This is a genomic window from Psychromonas hadalis ATCC BAA-638 (genome assembly GCF_000420245.1).
In the GTDB taxonomy this organism is placed as follows: Bacteria; Pseudomonadota; Gammaproteobacteria; order Enterobacterales; family Psychromonadaceae; genus Psychromonas; species Psychromonas hadalis.
Genome location: NZ_ATUO01000086.1, coordinates 1 through 16,697 on the forward strand (window position 1 = coordinate 1; position 16,697 = coordinate 16,697).

General features: G+C 40.5%; 10 protein-coding genes. 3 read left to right on the forward strand and 7 right to left on the reverse strand.

Going from position 1 to position 16,697, the window contains the following annotated elements:
• The coding region (locus G322_RS0111510; RefSeq protein WP_022941926.1) for an alpha-amylase at positions 1-2,029 on the reverse strand (2,029 nt) is incomplete at its 3' end.
• 247 nt (positions 2,030-2,276) lie between these two features.
• Here G322_RS0111510 and G322_RS0111515 point away from each other — a divergent pair.
• Complete coding sequence (locus G322_RS0111515; RefSeq protein ID WP_022941927.1) at positions 2,277-2,867, forward strand: hypothetical protein; 591 nt, start codon at positions 2,277-2,279, stop codon at positions 2,865-2,867.
• A 109-nt stretch (positions 2,868-2,976) separates the two neighbouring features.
• On the opposite strand, the gene G322_RS0111520 is transcribed toward G322_RS0111515, so the two are convergent.
• From G322_RS0111520 to G322_RS0111540, 5 genes are all read right to left on the reverse strand, one after another.
• Positions 2,977-3,930, reverse strand: a complete 954-nt coding sequence (locus G322_RS0111520; protein ID WP_022941928.1) for a glucokinase — start codon at positions 3,928-3,930, stop codon at positions 2,977-2,979.
• 293 nt (positions 3,931-4,223) lie between these two features.
• Positions 4,224-5,453 carry a maltoporin LamB gene (lamB, locus tag G322_RS0111525; RefSeq protein WP_022941929.1) on the reverse strand — a complete coding sequence of 410 codons (1,230 nt, stop codon included), beginning with the start codon at positions 5,451-5,453 and terminating at the stop codon, positions 4,224-4,226.
• Between the two features lie 1,038 nt (positions 5,454-6,491).
• Positions 6,492-8,615, reverse strand: a complete 2,124-nt coding sequence (locus G322_RS0111530) for an alpha-amylase family glycosyl hydrolase (protein ID WP_022941930.1) — start codon at positions 8,613-8,615, stop codon at positions 6,492-6,494.
• A gap of 218 nt (positions 8,616-8,833) precedes the next feature.
• Positions 8,834-12,727: a pullulanase-type alpha-1,6-glucosidase gene (pulA, locus tag G322_RS0111535; protein WP_022941931.1), complete on the reverse strand. Its 3,894-nt coding sequence runs from the start codon at positions 12,725-12,727 to the stop codon at positions 8,834-8,836.
• A 410-nt stretch (positions 12,728-13,137) separates the two neighbouring features.
• The gene (locus tag G322_RS0111540) at positions 13,138-14,595 is read right to left on the reverse strand and encodes an alpha-amylase family glycosyl hydrolase (RefSeq protein ID WP_022941932.1); all 1,458 of its coding nucleotides are present in this window, start codon (positions 14,593-14,595) and stop codon (positions 13,138-13,140) included.
• Positions 14,596-14,904: 309 nt separating this feature from the next.
• Here G322_RS0111540 and G322_RS0111545 point away from each other — a divergent pair, with 309 nt between their 5' ends.
• Together G322_RS0111545 and G322_RS0111550 are read left to right on the forward strand one after the other, a co-directional pair.
• Positions 14,905-15,744 (forward strand): 2OG-Fe(II) oxygenase family protein, encoded by an 840-nt coding sequence (locus G322_RS0111545; RefSeq protein WP_022941933.1) that lies wholly within the window; start codon positions 14,905-14,907, stop codon positions 15,742-15,744.
• A gap of 162 nt (positions 15,745-15,906) precedes the next feature.
• Positions 15,907-16,179 carry a hypothetical protein gene (locus G322_RS0111550; protein ID WP_022941934.1) on the forward strand — a complete coding sequence of 91 codons (273 nt, stop codon included), beginning with the start codon at positions 15,907-15,909 and terminating at the stop codon, positions 16,177-16,179.
• 250 nt (positions 16,180-16,429) lie between these two features.
• On the opposite strand, the gene G322_RS0111555 is transcribed toward G322_RS0111550, so the two are convergent.
• A partial coding sequence (locus tag G322_RS0111555) for a transposase (protein ID WP_028866588.1) occupies positions 16,430-16,697 on the reverse strand: 268 nt, incomplete at its 5' end.

Consider the following 16,697-nt stretch of genomic DNA (forward strand, 5'->3'; position numbering starts at 1 on the left):
CTTTGTCGTTATCTAATGTGCGCGTAAAAACATAAGCACTTTTTTGTTTAATAACGTCATGTTGACCAGCCCCAATTGCAGGGTGTGCTTTTCTAAATTGTCCAATAGTTTGCCAGTGTTTGAGCAGTGCCTGGCGCTCTTTGTCTAATGTCCAGATCATATCGGAACGGGTTCCCTGATGAAAATCATCTGCATAAGGGCCAATTTTTCGAGCCACTTCATCACCGTAATAAACTTGTACTGCACCTGGGCTAAGCAATAACGCATTAGCTGCGTTTCTTTGCATCGTTGTGGAGTTATAACGGCTAAAGAAAAGCTCTGTATCGTGGGATGACATATAACTAACAGGATTAAAATCTGTCTTTTCCTGCATGGTATTGGCATAATTTTGATAGGTATCAGCCATCTGGCTAAAACAAGCTGCCCCTTTGTCCATTTTCTTTTGCATATCGAAGTTAATTAATGCGTCAAAACCATCATCAAAATAGGGGCTTCGGTAAGCTGTATGTCCCCAAACTTCACCCATCATAAAAAAGGGCAAGCCTGATTTCTCATTGGTTTTTCGCCATGCTTCAAGACTTTTTATTGCTTGTTTTTTCAGGCGTTTCCAAACCTCGGCTTCAACATGTTTGACCGTATCGACGCGGAATCCATCAATGCCAAAACGTTGTACCCAGTCGGTCTGCCACTCAATCAGATAATCTGACACGGTATAATTTTTGCGAACCACAGCACGTGTGCCAGGATTGTTGAGCAACCACTTAGGCGGGATAACGGCTTTGCTTGATTCTGTTTTCATATCAGGCAATCCCGCTAAAGAGAGTGTTATATCGCTTGATCCCGGCGCCTGATAACCAGGAAGGCTTGAGCGAACCCAGTCTGGGCCCCACCAGTTTTGCCATTGAGGGCTAGTGTAATTGATTCGACCGTGAAAGCTGTGCCAGTTTTCTTCTGCTGTCGGCTTCCATTGTGACCATTTTTTTGGCCAGTTTTCAGTAGGGTGAACAACATCAATATTATCAAATTGAAGGTCAGCCAGAGAGGAGTAACCCGCGTGATTAATCACCGCATCTAATAATACTTTCATACCTCGTTTATGCGCCTCATCGACCAGTTTTTTAAGGTCTTCGTCGCGACCAAAGTTATTATCAATTTTGGTAAAGTCGCGTGTCCAATAACCATGGTAACCATAAAAGGGAAATGAACCACTGTCACCACCGCCTACAAAACCATGCATCTGTTCAACGATCGGAGAGAGCCAGATAGCATCAGTGCCTAAGCGTTGAATATAATCTAGCTTGGCAGTGATGCCCTGAAGGTCTCCTCCGTGAAAGGTACCAATTTCGTCTTTTCCATCTTTCTGGCGCCCATAATTAAGGTCATTTGACGCATCGGCATTATTGAAACGGTCAACCATGACAAAATAGATATTGGCATTTTTCCAGTTGAGTGGAGCTGTTGGGCTGCTTTCCTTTGTAGACTCTAATAACAGCAGTCCGCCACTTAATGGCGAAGGGGTTAGTCGCACTTGGTTATTAGTAACGGTAACGATTTTACCGGAATACGCATCTCTTAATTTACTGCCATCTTTAAAACTACCATCGAGTTGAATGACAACATCGCCCCCTGAGTATGTTTCACACTGAACATCAGGAAGAGGGCGTTTAAAGGCTGTTTTTGTCGATTTTTTGGGCTGTCTTTTTATCACTAAGGAGTGTGTTTCTACGTTATAGGTAAAGGAATAATCCCCTGTAAATCTTATTTTTATTGGTAGTTCAGTTGGCTTGCCACAATTTAATGCCAATGGTTTATTAAATCGCACCTTTTGTCTTTCAGTTGTTGCACATTCACCCTCGACCTCAGTAATTTTTAATGTGTAACTATCTTTGGTCAGTGGTACCACTAAAGGTTGTGTCTCAGACAGAGGGAAACTACGACTATTGGTGGTGGTAGAAATTGCAATGTTGGCTGCAAAAACAGCAGGAGAAACTGCCGCTAATGCAAGTAAAAGTGTGCTTCGGTTTATCATTGAACCTTCCTTAGTGTAGCGACTTGGATCGTTGCCGTTTAAATCATTTAAAAGTGCTAAATAATTACTTTTTCAGTTATCTATCGACATCATACAAACAACAAATAGAGGGCACATCCTTCCTATTGACTACGCCCTAATGTGTTAACTCGATCAACTTTCACTAACATCTCTAATCACTACAGGGCGTAGGACAACTGTGGTGGTTGGCGATATAATCGTTTTTTTCTAAACATTCGGATTTATTATGAAAAATTCACTTGTGCCTTGTTTGTTATGTTATCTATGTTCTGGGCCGTTATTTGCTTATCCTAATCCGCAATCACTGCCTTGGTTGGCACCTATGCTGATTGAAGATGCAAGCCATTGGCCGATTGAGACGTTGAATGAGATGCAAGGGTTATTTGATTGTGGAGAGTTGCAAGGTAAACAATATTGTTCAGCACCGGTGAACTATTACAAAACAGAAGTTGAAAGTACGCTGTGGCTAAAAAGTGGTCTGGTGGATGTAGTTGAAGTTTTGTCGCCATTTTCAGCGTTAAGTTACTCTGAACTTCAGCTAAATCTGCGTAAAGATGGATTTGTTCTGGCATGGATAAAAATTGGTGAAAAGAGCATCGATATTATTGACGAACTCAAACATAAAGCACTTTATAAAGTAGATCGAGAGGTGGTGATGTTTATGAATAAAGGGGCGATAGATACACCCAGACAACTCATTTGGTATCCTAAAGCTGAATATTATGCAACGCAGCAGTCGCGTTACGTTGAGTTCTTGAGTGACGGAAAAATAGTGACAGTACGCTTTGTTAGGGGCGATGATTTAGCTCATCGATGATGAGTGTCTGCTGGAAAGGTAAAAAGCCATCGGGAACTCCTTTCCCTTTGGCTTTTTTGGTTCAAACTAAACGTAATAATGCTAATTAAAGAAATGAATAAATCAGTATTTATTGTGCTAACTCTTGACGAAGATAAACCGTGGCACCTAATAACCCCGGGTTATGATGGGTAATTAAAAATGTTGGAATGGTTAAAAGCTGCTTTTTAAAACGGCCTTTTTCTTCAAAAAATGTTCTGAACTCACTCGACTGGAAAAACTCAACAAAGCGCTGCACAATCCCACCTGCAATATAAACCCCACCCGTACAGTTAAGGTTTAACGCAAGGTTACCAGCAAAACCGCCCATGACTTGACAGAAAATATCCAACGTTCTACGTGCGATATCACAACTACCATTGAGTGCTGCTTTAGTGACATCTTTAGGTTGTTTAAGTCGCGGAAGCTGATCTTGTAACATGCACAGGCTTTGGTATATATTCACTAAACCTTGGCCAGATAATATTCGTTCAGCAGAAACATGGCCGAATTGTTCTTGCAAGAAGAATAAAATATCAGCTTGTTCGCGGGTATTTGCGGTAAAACTGCTATGTCCGCCTTCGCCATCTAAGCTTATCCATTTATCTGCGGGTTTAATGATGTGTGAAACACCAAGACCAGTACCTGGGCCAAAAACGGCTGTTACGCCATTAGGTTGTGCTTCACCAGATCCTATCTGTATTTTTTCTTTACTGGAGAGGAAGGGCAGTGCTAATGAAATGGCGGTATAGTCATTAATGACATATAAAGAGGTTAATTTAAATTTGTTTTTAAGTGTCTTTTTTGAAAAGGACCAACTTAAATTAGTCATGCTAATGTGATCCCCTTCAACGGGGCAAGCAATAGCAATGCAAAGGTGTTTTACGTCACCCTGTAGTGTTTCAAAGTATTGCTCAAGCACGGCTTCCAGTGTTAAAAATTTTGCACAGATAAATTCTTTTTGCTGACTTAATGTCCCTTTTTCAAGTTCACAAACAGCAAGTCGGATATTTGTACCACCTAGGTCTACAACAACAGATAACATTTTTTCTCCTAAAATAATTAAAAATAAACGATTAAGTACTGTTCGTTACTTAATAGTTTATCTGTTTTCTTTGATTATAAATTGGCTCACATCAACTTAGGCTGATAAATACGTTTGCTTAAAATTTACAACTACAGGTGTTATTTATTACCTTGCTGAAATGTTGTGATGTCTAGGGGAATTTAACGAGGTATAACAGTTGTTAAAGGTCATTTAAAACCTGCCATTGCCAGATTACATAATATCAAACCCCTTAGCAACAACCGCTAAGAGGTTTGATTAAGCTTTGTGGCTTACCACCAAGCTTCCATTTGTACACCTAAGCTCATTTCGTTGTCATCTTTAGTATCACTACCGAAAGAATCACCTTTATGGTCTTTCACATAGGTAGCAAATACACGGAGTTCAGGACGTGCCCAGAAACTGTTTCCAACTGAAATTGCTTGAGCAATTGTAATTTTGCTCTTTTCTTCTTCGCCCCATGAATCATCATCAGCACTGTAGTAACCGAGCTCTAAGATAGTTTTATTGTAATCGTCCCATTTGTATGATGGACGAACAACAAAGTTCATGTAGTTATGTGCACTTCCGAAATCATCACGGTCGTAAGAAGCGTAGTTGAAGCTGTAGCCGATATCTATTTTATCGCCAGCAGGAATTACACCCCAGTCGATAATGCGGTATGCAGTGCCTTCTTGACCCGTGTTCTCAAGGCCGTACCAGTTACCACCACCAAAGTAGCGAAGTGCGTGAGCATAGCCTTCTGTACCGAACTGAAGTACAAGTTTGTTAAAACCACCAAGAACATTAGACGTTAACTGGCCAGTAAGCATAACACCAGCATCATCTTGTAGACCTGCTTTTTCTTGTGCGTCAGTTAGGTTTGGAACGCCGTACATAGCACCAAAATCAAGAGAGTTTGTTGAGCCTAGTGCTAAACCGGTGTAACGTACATCAAAAATGTTTACGTTAGCCGCTATGCCATCAAGATTTACATCAGAACGATCAGAACGAGTCCACGCTAAATGCAGGGCGCCGTCACCCATCTTAATGTTTTCAATACCAGCACCTGCACCAGAGACATCCCAATAGTAGAAGTCAGTAATATGAATATCGTTACGTTGGTAGAAACGTTTACCTGCCCATGCAGTAGCATTACCTAATACGCCAGAAGCTGTTGTATACATTTCTCGAATAGCAAATACAGCATCTGTAGATTCAGTATTTGGATTGTAATCACTTCCTTCCCAATCGTTATTTTGATCAGAAGTGTAAGCTAGAGTGGTTGCGATATTGAAAACTTTACCGCCTTCGTTATGAACTTCTTGCTTTAATGTCATTTCAGCGTAAGTGTCACACTCATTGCCTAAACGGCCTACTTTTTGTTTCTGCACACTACATTTTTGTGCGCCATCGTCGCTCAGGCCAATACCCGAACGAGCATATCCGTGATATTCTACTGCTGATGCGCTAGCTGATAACAATACAGCTGCTACTGCAACCGAAAGTGTTTTATATTGCATAGTTATTCCTTTATATCCATTTTTCCTATTGTTCCCTTTACGATTTGCTTAACTTTTTAGACGTTAAAAGTTTTTAAACAAATACAGGGCATTGTCAGGGGAAAACCTTCTCCCCGTTTTGATTTAACGATGATGATGTTATGGGAGTTTTAGCAGGCTGACTTCATCCATCATTTACTAATTTAAGGAGGAGCAGGAAGGAGTAGAAATTTTGCATTAAAGTAGAAATATTGGTTAGGTCACGCTGTGAGGGTGGAGGATGGCTTTTTTTATAAAAATGAGACATATAAAGTGTTATCTACATCAAATATTTCGTATAAATTTAAAGATTAAAGGGAACTAATTTAAATGAAGTTTTTTAAAAAAAATGATTATTTTTAAAACTGCTTTTATAAAAGCCACGATTAGCGACTTATTCTGTACTGATACCATTCAGCTTAATATAATGATCAGGTTTTACGTAGGGTAAATTGCTAAGGTCAAGGCGCATGATTGAGTAATAAGCAAAACGGTCATTTTTTTGTACTGCGTACTGTTTGACGAAGTCAAATAGAGCAGCTGGCTATTGCGATTGAATGCAACGCAGGTATTAGTAATTTAAACCAGTAAAAACGATCAGTTACTTAGGCGGATTGGTATGAGTAAAGCATCTTGATTGATAACGGGTATAGATTGGTGAATACGATGATGGAAGTGAAACTTTGGTTTCGTCTTTATACCAAACCCAATAAATATGTGATCTTTGGGGACGTGAGACTTTAGTCTCGCCTTTACTATTGGCACAGCTAAAGCACTGACTCTTGTACACACGTTCTTAAAGTAGCATTTGGACGTAGGACTTTAGTCCTGCCTAGTTAACTAAGGCGCAGCTAACTAGGCAGGTCCTATTTTATTTTTAAACTTGTTTACAAGAGTCACAGCTAAAGCAGTACGTCCTAACAATTAATGTGACCAGTTAATTAATAGAATTGATATTACTACTGGCGTCGCTAAAGTGGCACTTCCAACGAATGAAAATGAGCAGTTATTGCGTTGTTATTAGTACGATTTAGCACATTTACTGACCATCAGTTTGTTTGGTGTTCGATCCTTATTAAGGGTGAAACTAAACACGTAATCACCCGGTTGGTTAATAGCGATTGACGATTCACTTCCATGACCAGAAGCGATAACTGCATCTTGCTCCTGACCAAGTAATACCGCTGCGCTACCTGCGATAGCCATTTCAGTTGACCAATCTGAATCTGCAAACTTAAAGCTATATGCTGTTGCTGTAACTTCATTTACCACAACTTGATAAGTGTTTTGTCCTTTGTAGCTGAACTGGCGTGAAGCAGGTGTGGCCTCAAAATTATTCCCACCTTGGTAGGTACCACGGATATAGATTGGCTTTATCAAGGGATCTGTTTGAATGGCGTTTGGATTGTCACAGGCGCCCATAAATCCTTCGCCAATAATGGCGTTACTCTGGCCTGTTTGTGGGCCTTCTGTGGTGGGTGATTCAATGTTTAAAAATAACGATTCAAAAGGTGCTAAATTCAAGGTATATACATCTCCAGCAATGGCATGGCTTTGACCCGTTGTTAGGTTGGTTAGTGCACCATTACTACCAATCGCGCTACTGCTGAGTGTTAATAACAAGGACTTATCTTTTGCATTGAGTAGGTAAAGAACATGGTTATCGGCTGTATCTTTGCGGTCAATGTAAAGGTTGGTGTCTGAGTAGATATGTGTGCGCGCACCGTTATAGAGAGCAGGGTTGCTCTGACGAAGGTTCATTAGCTTACTAAAATACCCTTTAAGGTCGACTTGTTGAGTATTTAACTGCGCAGTGATACCTTCTATTTTTGCGCTGCTACGGGCGACATGATCATCACACAAGCCAGAGTCACCAGAGCAAGGCTCTATTTGCTTGGCATAACCGGGTAACTCGTCACCAATCTCTTCACCATAATAAAAGGTAATTGGGCCTGAATAAGCAGCCATAAAACTAAATGCGGCTTTGTGTCTTGCCCAATATTCACTGTCGGTTGGGTCGCTGATAGCGGCTCGTTGCAACAGGTCACCAAAGCGTACTAAGTCGTGATTACCAATCATCAGATTAGGCATGGCATGTTCAGGATAAGCAAGATGGCTCATAAATCCTGTGTTTAGCGTTGAAGCTGCACGATCACCAATACCATTTTCAGCCATCGCAAATGTTTGCACTGCACTGTAACGCATAGGGAAGTCAAATCCAGAAAGTAGTGCAGGGGAGTTGTTAGATCCATAACCTTGGGCCGCAATTTCATTTTGATTACTCCAAATTTCAGCCACCATATAACCCAGTGGATTGACGCTATCACCGTACATATTGGTGTAAGTCACGCTTGCAGAAGCGCTTTCAACCGCTTCTCTTAATTCAGCCCAATCGCTAACGGGTACTTGATAGGCTTGATCTAAACGCCAACCATCAATTTTTAGTTCATTGATCCAGTAAGTCGCTACCTCTTTGTAAAAGTCTATATCGGCAGGGTAACTTGCTTGAAAACCATCACCTTGAGGTTTGCCATTAGTCGGCTTACGTCCTTCTGGTGAAATGGCAACATTGCCTTTATGATGACCAAATACACCATCAAAGAATACATATAATCCTTTAGCATGGGCAGTATCAACTAACTCTTTTGCTTTTTCCATGTCACCAAAGTTGTTATCAATATTAAAATAATCACTGCTAAAGTAACCGGTTGCATCTAAGCGGTCTGCCCATTCTGTTTGCCCTGATATTGCTGTGGACTGGAAAATGGGGGTAAGCCATATGGCATTAACACCTAAGTTTTTAATGTAATCAAGCGAATCAATAATCCCCTGTAGGTCGCCTCCATGGTGACTGGTTCCGTAACCCGTTGTGTAACCAATATTAGTATCACCATCAATAAACGATTCAACCATTATTTGATAGGTAATAAGCCCACAGGTATCTGCCACACGTGCTTCGCCTTGGTAACAAGCAAGGCGACTATCCTGTAGAGCACTTGCTTGTGTGACTTCAATATTCATATTTTCTGGGGCAGTGGGTGCGGGGGGCTTGGCTAATTCAAGGCTAGCGCTATTACCGCCACAAGCGGCTAAATTAATAGTAAACAAACATGCTAAGGTTATTTTAAAAACTAAATATTTCATTGGATTTCCTGATTAAATTACGCACTATTATTGTTTGTCATTGGCATAAAAAAGCCGGGATATCCCGGCTATAAATGTAATACCAATTTCTATGATTAACTGATCATATTAACTCTTTGGAAGTGCCACTTTAGCAGCGCTAATAGTAAAGGCTAAACTAAAGTTTCACTTCGATGAATCGTTCACGAATTTATAAGAAACGGTATAGTTATTAATAGTTACTGGCTACATTCACTTACTATTAATGACCCGGTTGTTGCTCCATCGTCTAGGGTAAGCAGGAAGCTCCAGTGACCGCCTGCTAATGTGGCGCTGTTATTACCTGCACCATTAGCACCGACGATAACTGCATATTTAACATCAGCAGCAAGTGTTGTACCTTCCGCTAATACGAAGTTATTATCCCAATTATCACCAGCAAGCTTAAACTCGACATTGCCAGAAAAATCAAAATTAGCCTGGTAAGTATTGTTGCCTTTGTAAGTCAGCTGATACTCTGGTGCAATGGCCCAGCTTGATTGGTTACCTTTAACATAAATATCAAAAGCAAGCGGGCCTGTTTCAGTGCTGTTTTCGAGTATGTTACAACTTAAAACTTCTTCCGCTGTCACCGTTAATGTTGCTGCGTCTTTATTATTCGCATCAAAGTTAAAAGTAACGACGGAATCTTCTGCTAATGTCAGTGAAATATTACCACCGCCACCAACTAATGGCAGCGTTTCACCTAATATTAACGTACCTGACGTGCCGTAATTAATCACACCCCAAGTAGGATTACCAACTTTAAAGCCGTAAGTATTTGCTTCTAATGTCATTGTTATGCTGTAAATGCCAGCGCTGCTAAATGTCATAGCATCACTATCACCCCAACCATTCATGTCACCACGAATAAGAGGAATATCATCGCCAAAAGGAGGGATAGAAGACAAATCTTTACTGCTATCATCAACGGCAAAACCTGCACCTTGCGCACCACTTTGTGCTTGTACAAAAACAGCGGTAGTTAATGCTGGAACGGTAAACGCTCCACTCGCAAAAGAAGCTGTCCCTTCAATTAACGCCTCATGTAATGTAAAACCAGTCGCGCCTGTTACTGGGATAACTTGCTGTTCATTGGTTGCATTAATAACAGTCACGATGGCATCAAAGGCAGGATCAAGATCGGTGCCAGCAGAACTGCCATCATCAATACTCATGACGATAACCCCTGGGATTGATGCTTGACCTGTATTACGAAAATCAACACGCGCTTGTACATCACTTGCTGTTTTAAGGCTAAACAGTGGCGAACTAGTACGAATTTTTAGTAACTCTTTAAAACGTGCATCTGTCCATTCAATATCGGCCACCGTGGGCAATGCGTTAGTATCTGCAATGATCGTTGAAATTAACGGCCAGTTACTACCATCTTTATCTTCACGAGGAAGGCCAACATTCCAGTTATTACTGCTCATATCGTAATTTACGATATTAAACCAATCGCCAGAATCGTAACTATCACGTTGCATTGATTTCGAACGCAACAGCTCAGAGCCCATATGGAAGAAAGGAATACCTTGACCCAACATGTTGGTACTTAATGCAATAATCTGCATTTGAGCGCGCTGATCAGAGGTGACACCTGATGCGATTTTGTACATGTTGTTATCCCACAGGGTCTGGTTATCATGCTTAGACACATAAGAGATATTTTCTTGTGGATCAAGTGTATAACCGGCTTTCTGACCGTTATAGTTAATATCTTGGCCGCGTTTAGTTTCACCCGCTTGATCTAATAAAACAAAGTTTGCTAAGTTACCTGCCATGCCTAAACGGATTATATCGCCATCTTGACGAAGCTTAAGTACTGAAGCTTCTACATCGTCCTGCATCTCATTCCAAACACTGGCATTAGCAAAACCTTGGTTTTCACGTAGTTGATCTCCCCCATCAAATGGGCCACCACCACGAACCGCATCACGCAAGCGATCAGAGAAAGTACCTATCTCTGTGCCAGCCATATTAGCCTGAGTCGCTTGTACAAATAACGCATCATCTTGTACTTCACCAAAGTTCCAACCTTCACCGTAAAAGTAAGTATCATCATCCACTGCTTTAACTGCGGCTAACGAGTCGACCATTAACTGTTTTGGTTGATGTCCCATTAAGTCAAAACGGAAGCCATCGATCTTGTACTCTTGCGCCCAAGTAACCAGTGAGTCAGTCATTAACTTACCCATCATGGTATTTTCTGTTGCTGTATTTGAACAACATGTTGATGTTTCAACATAGCCTGAAGCATTGAGGCGCTGATAATATCCTGGCACAATTTTATCCAGCACGGACTTATCATTAGTACCTGCTGAGTTAGTATGGTTGTAGACAACATCCATTATTACGCGGTAACCCAGTTCATGTAACTTCATGATTAACGTTCGGTATTCTTCAATACGTACTGAACCTTTAGCATCCGTTGCATAGCTTCCTTCTGGTGTTGTGTAATGGAAAGGGTCATAACCCCAGTTGAATGTATCGTACCGACGTAGATCATTCATTAATGCTTGTGCATCACCCGTTGTCGGGTCATAACTTTCAAGCAGATCCTGTAATACTTGCGTTTTATCGCCTGAACAAACCGCTGCTGTTGTATTAATCGCACATAAGTCACCAACAGTATCGATGAGTGACACTGAATTTTCTTCATCAACCGTCGCGATATCAAATAGATTAAGTAGCTGAATGGTATTCATACCCGCATCAGCAAGTTCTTGAAGTTGTATTGCACTTTTACGATCTGGTTCAGCAACAATGGTTGTATATTTACCATCTAAAATATCAGTACCACCGTCTCCTGGAGCAGATGTCAAATCACGAAGGTGTGTTTCGTAAATGACCTGCTCTTCAGGGTTCGTGAATGCCGGTATGGATTGATCATCCCAGCCAGTCGGTTTCGCTGTATTTGCCAAATCAACCACTTGTGAGTGAGTACTATTAGCTGAAAGACTTAAAGAGTAAGGGTCTGTTACTTGTAGCGTTTCAACCTTATCTAAACTTGCATGGTAAACTTCAACTTGGTAACGGTAATATAAACCAACAACGTCAGGAACATTTACCACTTCCCATGTGCCGTTTGCTTTGCGTCTCATTGCGACCGGCTCACCTGAAACAGTTAAGTCATCATTATAAATTGATAATGAAACTGATTTAGCGGTTGGCGCCCATAGTTTGAAAGTCGTGGTATTACCCGTTACATCAGCACCGAATGTTTCATCCTTTGCTGCATCAGTTTGTGCATTTGCATAAACGGCATCAAGCCCGTGAGCAAGTTGCATGCCTGTTGCATCAAATACAGCACCTTGTGCATTTTTAGCCACTAACACTAATTGGCCTTGGATAAGCGTATCAAGTGTTATACCTTCAGGAAGTGTATAGGTGAATGCTTTGTAACCCGATTGGTAACGTTTTGCGACCGTTTCAGGCATTGTGGCATCGGTAAGCACAATTTTGGTTGTTTCAGAAACAATTTCGCCGCTTTCATCATTAATTTCAAAACCACCATTAGCGCTATAATGCATTTCATAAGCGTCTGCATCACCTACCGCCCAAGCAACCGTGCTAGCATCGATTAATGCTGCTTTCTGACTTTCATAAACTGAAAGTTCAACAGGTGTCGCTGAAAGCTCCGCTTTACCTTGGGTAAGATAAACCGTTGTGCCTAAAACAGACATATCCCATTGGCGATCACCACCAGGTTCTTTGTCACCACCGTTATGCATAATGTAATTAAAACAACTGCCCCCTTCTTTCATCGGAATTTTATAAATAGCACCATGAGCACCCACTGAATCAAATGCAAGGGGGTCATCCCAATTTGCTATATGGCTTGCAACTAAACCATCACAATCAGGTGTATTCCACGCGTGTAATCCCCAGCCTTCATAACTTGCATCTTTACGCAGGTAACTTAATTGTGGCGTTGTATCTACAGGTACGTCTGGCGTCAAATCTGGTATTGGCGCCGGATCTCCTGACACGACTGCTGGTGAATCATTGCTACCTCCACAAGCAACTAAGGTCGCTGCTACAAGTAGTGGCATGGTAAAACGTGCTAATGTGCTAATTTTCAATTCCATTTACATTTCCTCTTTCATTGTTAATTGATAATTCCATTATCCCTTTTGCTATTCGTTGCACTTACTGGGCAGTCAATGCGCTAAATAGAGGGTTATGTTTGAAGGTATTCACCCCCATTTTTTATTTAACACAATGATATTATGGGATTTTAAACAGACTAACTTCCTCCATGTGCCACTAATTTAAGGAGGAGTGTGCAGGAGGAGAAACATGGCATAAAACTGACTTTGTGTTGCTCGTCACGAATTTAGGGAGGAGATAATTTAAGCAATAGGGTGCTGAATGAATCAATGCAGGGGGCAATAAACGTAAGTTACATGTCTAAAAATACCATCGTCATATTTATTTGACGATGATATATACAGTGGTATTGATGGTCTTATTTGGCTAGTAGTATTTTTGATCACCGTTAAACCAGCATTAAGCTTGTTTTGGCATCGATGATCAGATTCAATTCACCACATTCAAGTTGATAATGGCAACCTGTAAGCATATTTAGCATGTTTTTATGCCACTCAAAATCTATCACGATCGCTGACTCAGATTTGTTGATGGCCACGATGCCTTTTTCTCCTCTTGCAAAAATAAGAATATCTTGCGCGGAAATAATGGGGATCATCGCTTCACCATGCACATAGTTATGAAACTTAATCATGTTCACCATATGCGGATTTTTCCATGCGTTAATCCAACGGGGCTGGTGATTGTTATCTAATATTCCACTCGGATCTAAATCGGTATATACCAAAGGAACACCTCCATCACGGCCTAATATGTAGCTATATGCTAGCCATTCATCCTCTTCGGTAAGCAGACGTTCATGAAATACATCATTGTTGGGAATATCATGGGTTATAACGAAGGTAATCGCTCTGAATTTATATAACGCCTGCCCAAAACAATAGGGATCAATCAATGATTGCATACTGCCTCCTTTTTGGAACGCTTCAAACACAGTAGTGAACAGTGGAAAGTCGTATGAACCTAGCGTTGTTTTTTCAAGATAGGGTTGCAAAAATAGTTCATATTCTTCTTTTGTCGCTCCCCCATCGGTAATGATTTCACCAAATATATGCATGTTTTCAGTAATATCTTTGCTCCAAACACGCTGCAGATGTTCAATGCTCATATGTTTTGCTGCATCGATTCTAAAACCTTTGACCCCCAATTTTTTAAGCGCTTTAAGGTAATTCTGTTGTTGTTCAATCACATAATCACACACTTTTAAGGTGGGTAGCCCTGGGTCTTCTGAGCTGCCTGTTATCCGGCCATTTTGTACTTCCCAGCAATCTTTCCAGTTTTCAATGCCAAAGGCAGCAACAAAATGTTGTTCGTCAAACAGAGGTTTACTTAAATCACCAAAGAGTCGTTGTGATTGATACTGCTCTTTGTTCTCACTGTACTCTCTGATGTCTGCTTCAGAGGGGTATTGTAAATCAGAGCGTTTATATGCCTCATTCGCCATATGATTCAAAACAACGTCAGCATAAACACGCACACCTTGTTTTTCTAATGCCTTAACCATCTCGGAAAAACTCTGGGTATTACCCAATTGATTATCAATAATTCGATAATCTTGTGGCTGATAACGCTGCCACCATTTTGTTCCATTTTTATGTGTAAATGACTTCATTGGCGGGGAAACCAATACCGAGCGATAACCCATTTGTGCAATAGAGTGTGCATTTTTGGTGACTTTAGAGTATGGCCAGTCAAACGCATGAAGAATCACATTGCTTAATTCCCCCTTTTGATAAGTAATGTCTATCGTTAGTTCATTCTCACCATTATCTTTGTTAACAACCTCGATAGTATTTTTTGTCAACATCTCGTCATTAGCAGTGTGTCTATTAATTTGGCAATCCATTTCATTCTTCCTTCGATATCACTTACAGAGGAGATTAATCCCAGGTAACAACAAGCTAAATAATTAAACGTTGAAGATCGCTCACTCAACACTATTTACAGATGGCAAATTATAAACGCCTGATGATGAAATGAATCAACCTTGCAGTACGAATCAAAGGTTGAGTTAGGGGGAGTAGAGGTGCAGATGCCAGTATTAATGAATTCACTGTATGTTTAATTTTGTGCGACACCGCGCGTTTAATTTTGTCAATATGAATACAATGGCCATGTTAACAACTTGTTAAAAAACAACTTATCAGAGAACATTATGAAACTTGAAGCTATAGATTATACTGCAGATAATGCCGAACAACTGTTTGTTGAATCTCTTCGTAATACCGGTTTTGGTGTATTAAAAAATCATCCTATCCAGAAACAATTAGTCCGTTCAATTTATGATCATTGGCAGCAGTTTTTTAACTCACAAGAGAAAGACAACTTTCATTTTAATGTGCAGACTCAAGATGGTTTTTTCCCAGCTGCAGTATCTGAAACCGCTAAAGGCCATTCAGTAAAAGATATTAAAGAGTACTTTCATTATTATCCTTGGGGGCAATGTCCTGCAGAATTAAAAATTGAACTTCAGAATTATTATGATCAGGCTAATGACTTAGCATCACAGCTATTAGGCTGGGTAGAAAAAAATTCTCCAGCTGAAGTTTCAAAGTTATTTACGCAACCTCTTCCAGATATGATCAAAGGCAATGAGCAAACTTTATTACGCGTCTTACATTATCCCCCGTTAAAAGGTGATGAAGAGTTAGGGGCCATTCGTGCAGGCGCACATGAAGATATTAACCTGCTGACTATTCTGCCGGCAGCCAATGAACCTGGTCTGCAGGTGAAGGGTAAAGATGGTCAGTGGTTAGACGTACCCTCTGATTTTGGTAACTTGATTATCAATATCGGGGATATGTTACAGGAAGCATCTGGTGGTTATTTCCCATCTACAACCCATCGCGTTATTAACCCCGATGGCGCAGATAAAACCAAGTCACGAATCTCATTGCCGCTGTTTCTACATCCGAAACCAGAAGTTGTACTGTCAGACAATTACACTGCACACGAATATTTGCAGGAACGTCTAAGAGAGCTTGGGGTTATTTAACTAAATAACCATAAATTAGGGATAAGCAACACTTCCCAATACTGCTATTTTTGTACCTATCTGAGTCACTTTCCTCGATAATCAAAAAAATCAGTACTGGGTGTTAGAAGTTTATTAGTTTATTCATATCCTGCCAAAGCGATCATTAACCAGAACCAGATTATGGTGATAAAAACCATAAAAGGTAGAAAAGATCGCGCTAAAAGCTTACCAAGAGTGCTTGATAAGGCGGTTGCCGATAATGGTGTGGTTTTTGGTCGTACTCAAGAGTTGTTATATGAACTTGAACAGATAGTAGGGCGCGCTAAATATAATAAGCTTGCTGATATTGAGGTGATTGTTGATTCACCGATGGCGGCTAAATTTACCAAGCACAAGGGGCTCTCGGGAGAGATATTCAAGAATATGCTTCCCGTGGTGGTTGTGTGTTTATAGATAGGCAGAAATTGGAAGCGTTAATAAGTTCAGAGGAAAATACAAAAAACACAAGCGATTAACCACGAAGGCACGAAGTTTGGGCAGGAAAATAAAAACCATAATCCCTTTGTTGTTTTCTTCGTGATTATGGTTTTTGTTTTGGGTTGTTAGTAAGAACAAAAGCTATTAACCACGAAGACACGAAGTTTGGGAAGGAAAATAAAAATCAATCACTCATCTTTTTCGGCTCTGTTGTAGAACACTGTTGTCACCCATAGGCAGCGACTAATATTTCTTGTTTATTGAGCTTCGCGTTGCTTTCCCTAAACCAAGCAAGATAATTCGATAAATACTTTGTTGCTACGCCTTTCATTTTTCCGTTAACCCAACCCTTAAAATGCGCTATTGCACCGTTCACGGTCTGGATGTGGTAAACCTTATCTATTACTCTCACTTTACCGTTTATTAGTCGCTTATGGTCACAATTTGTTTGCTTGGCTATCGTCACATATGACCATGAGCCATCACTACACAAT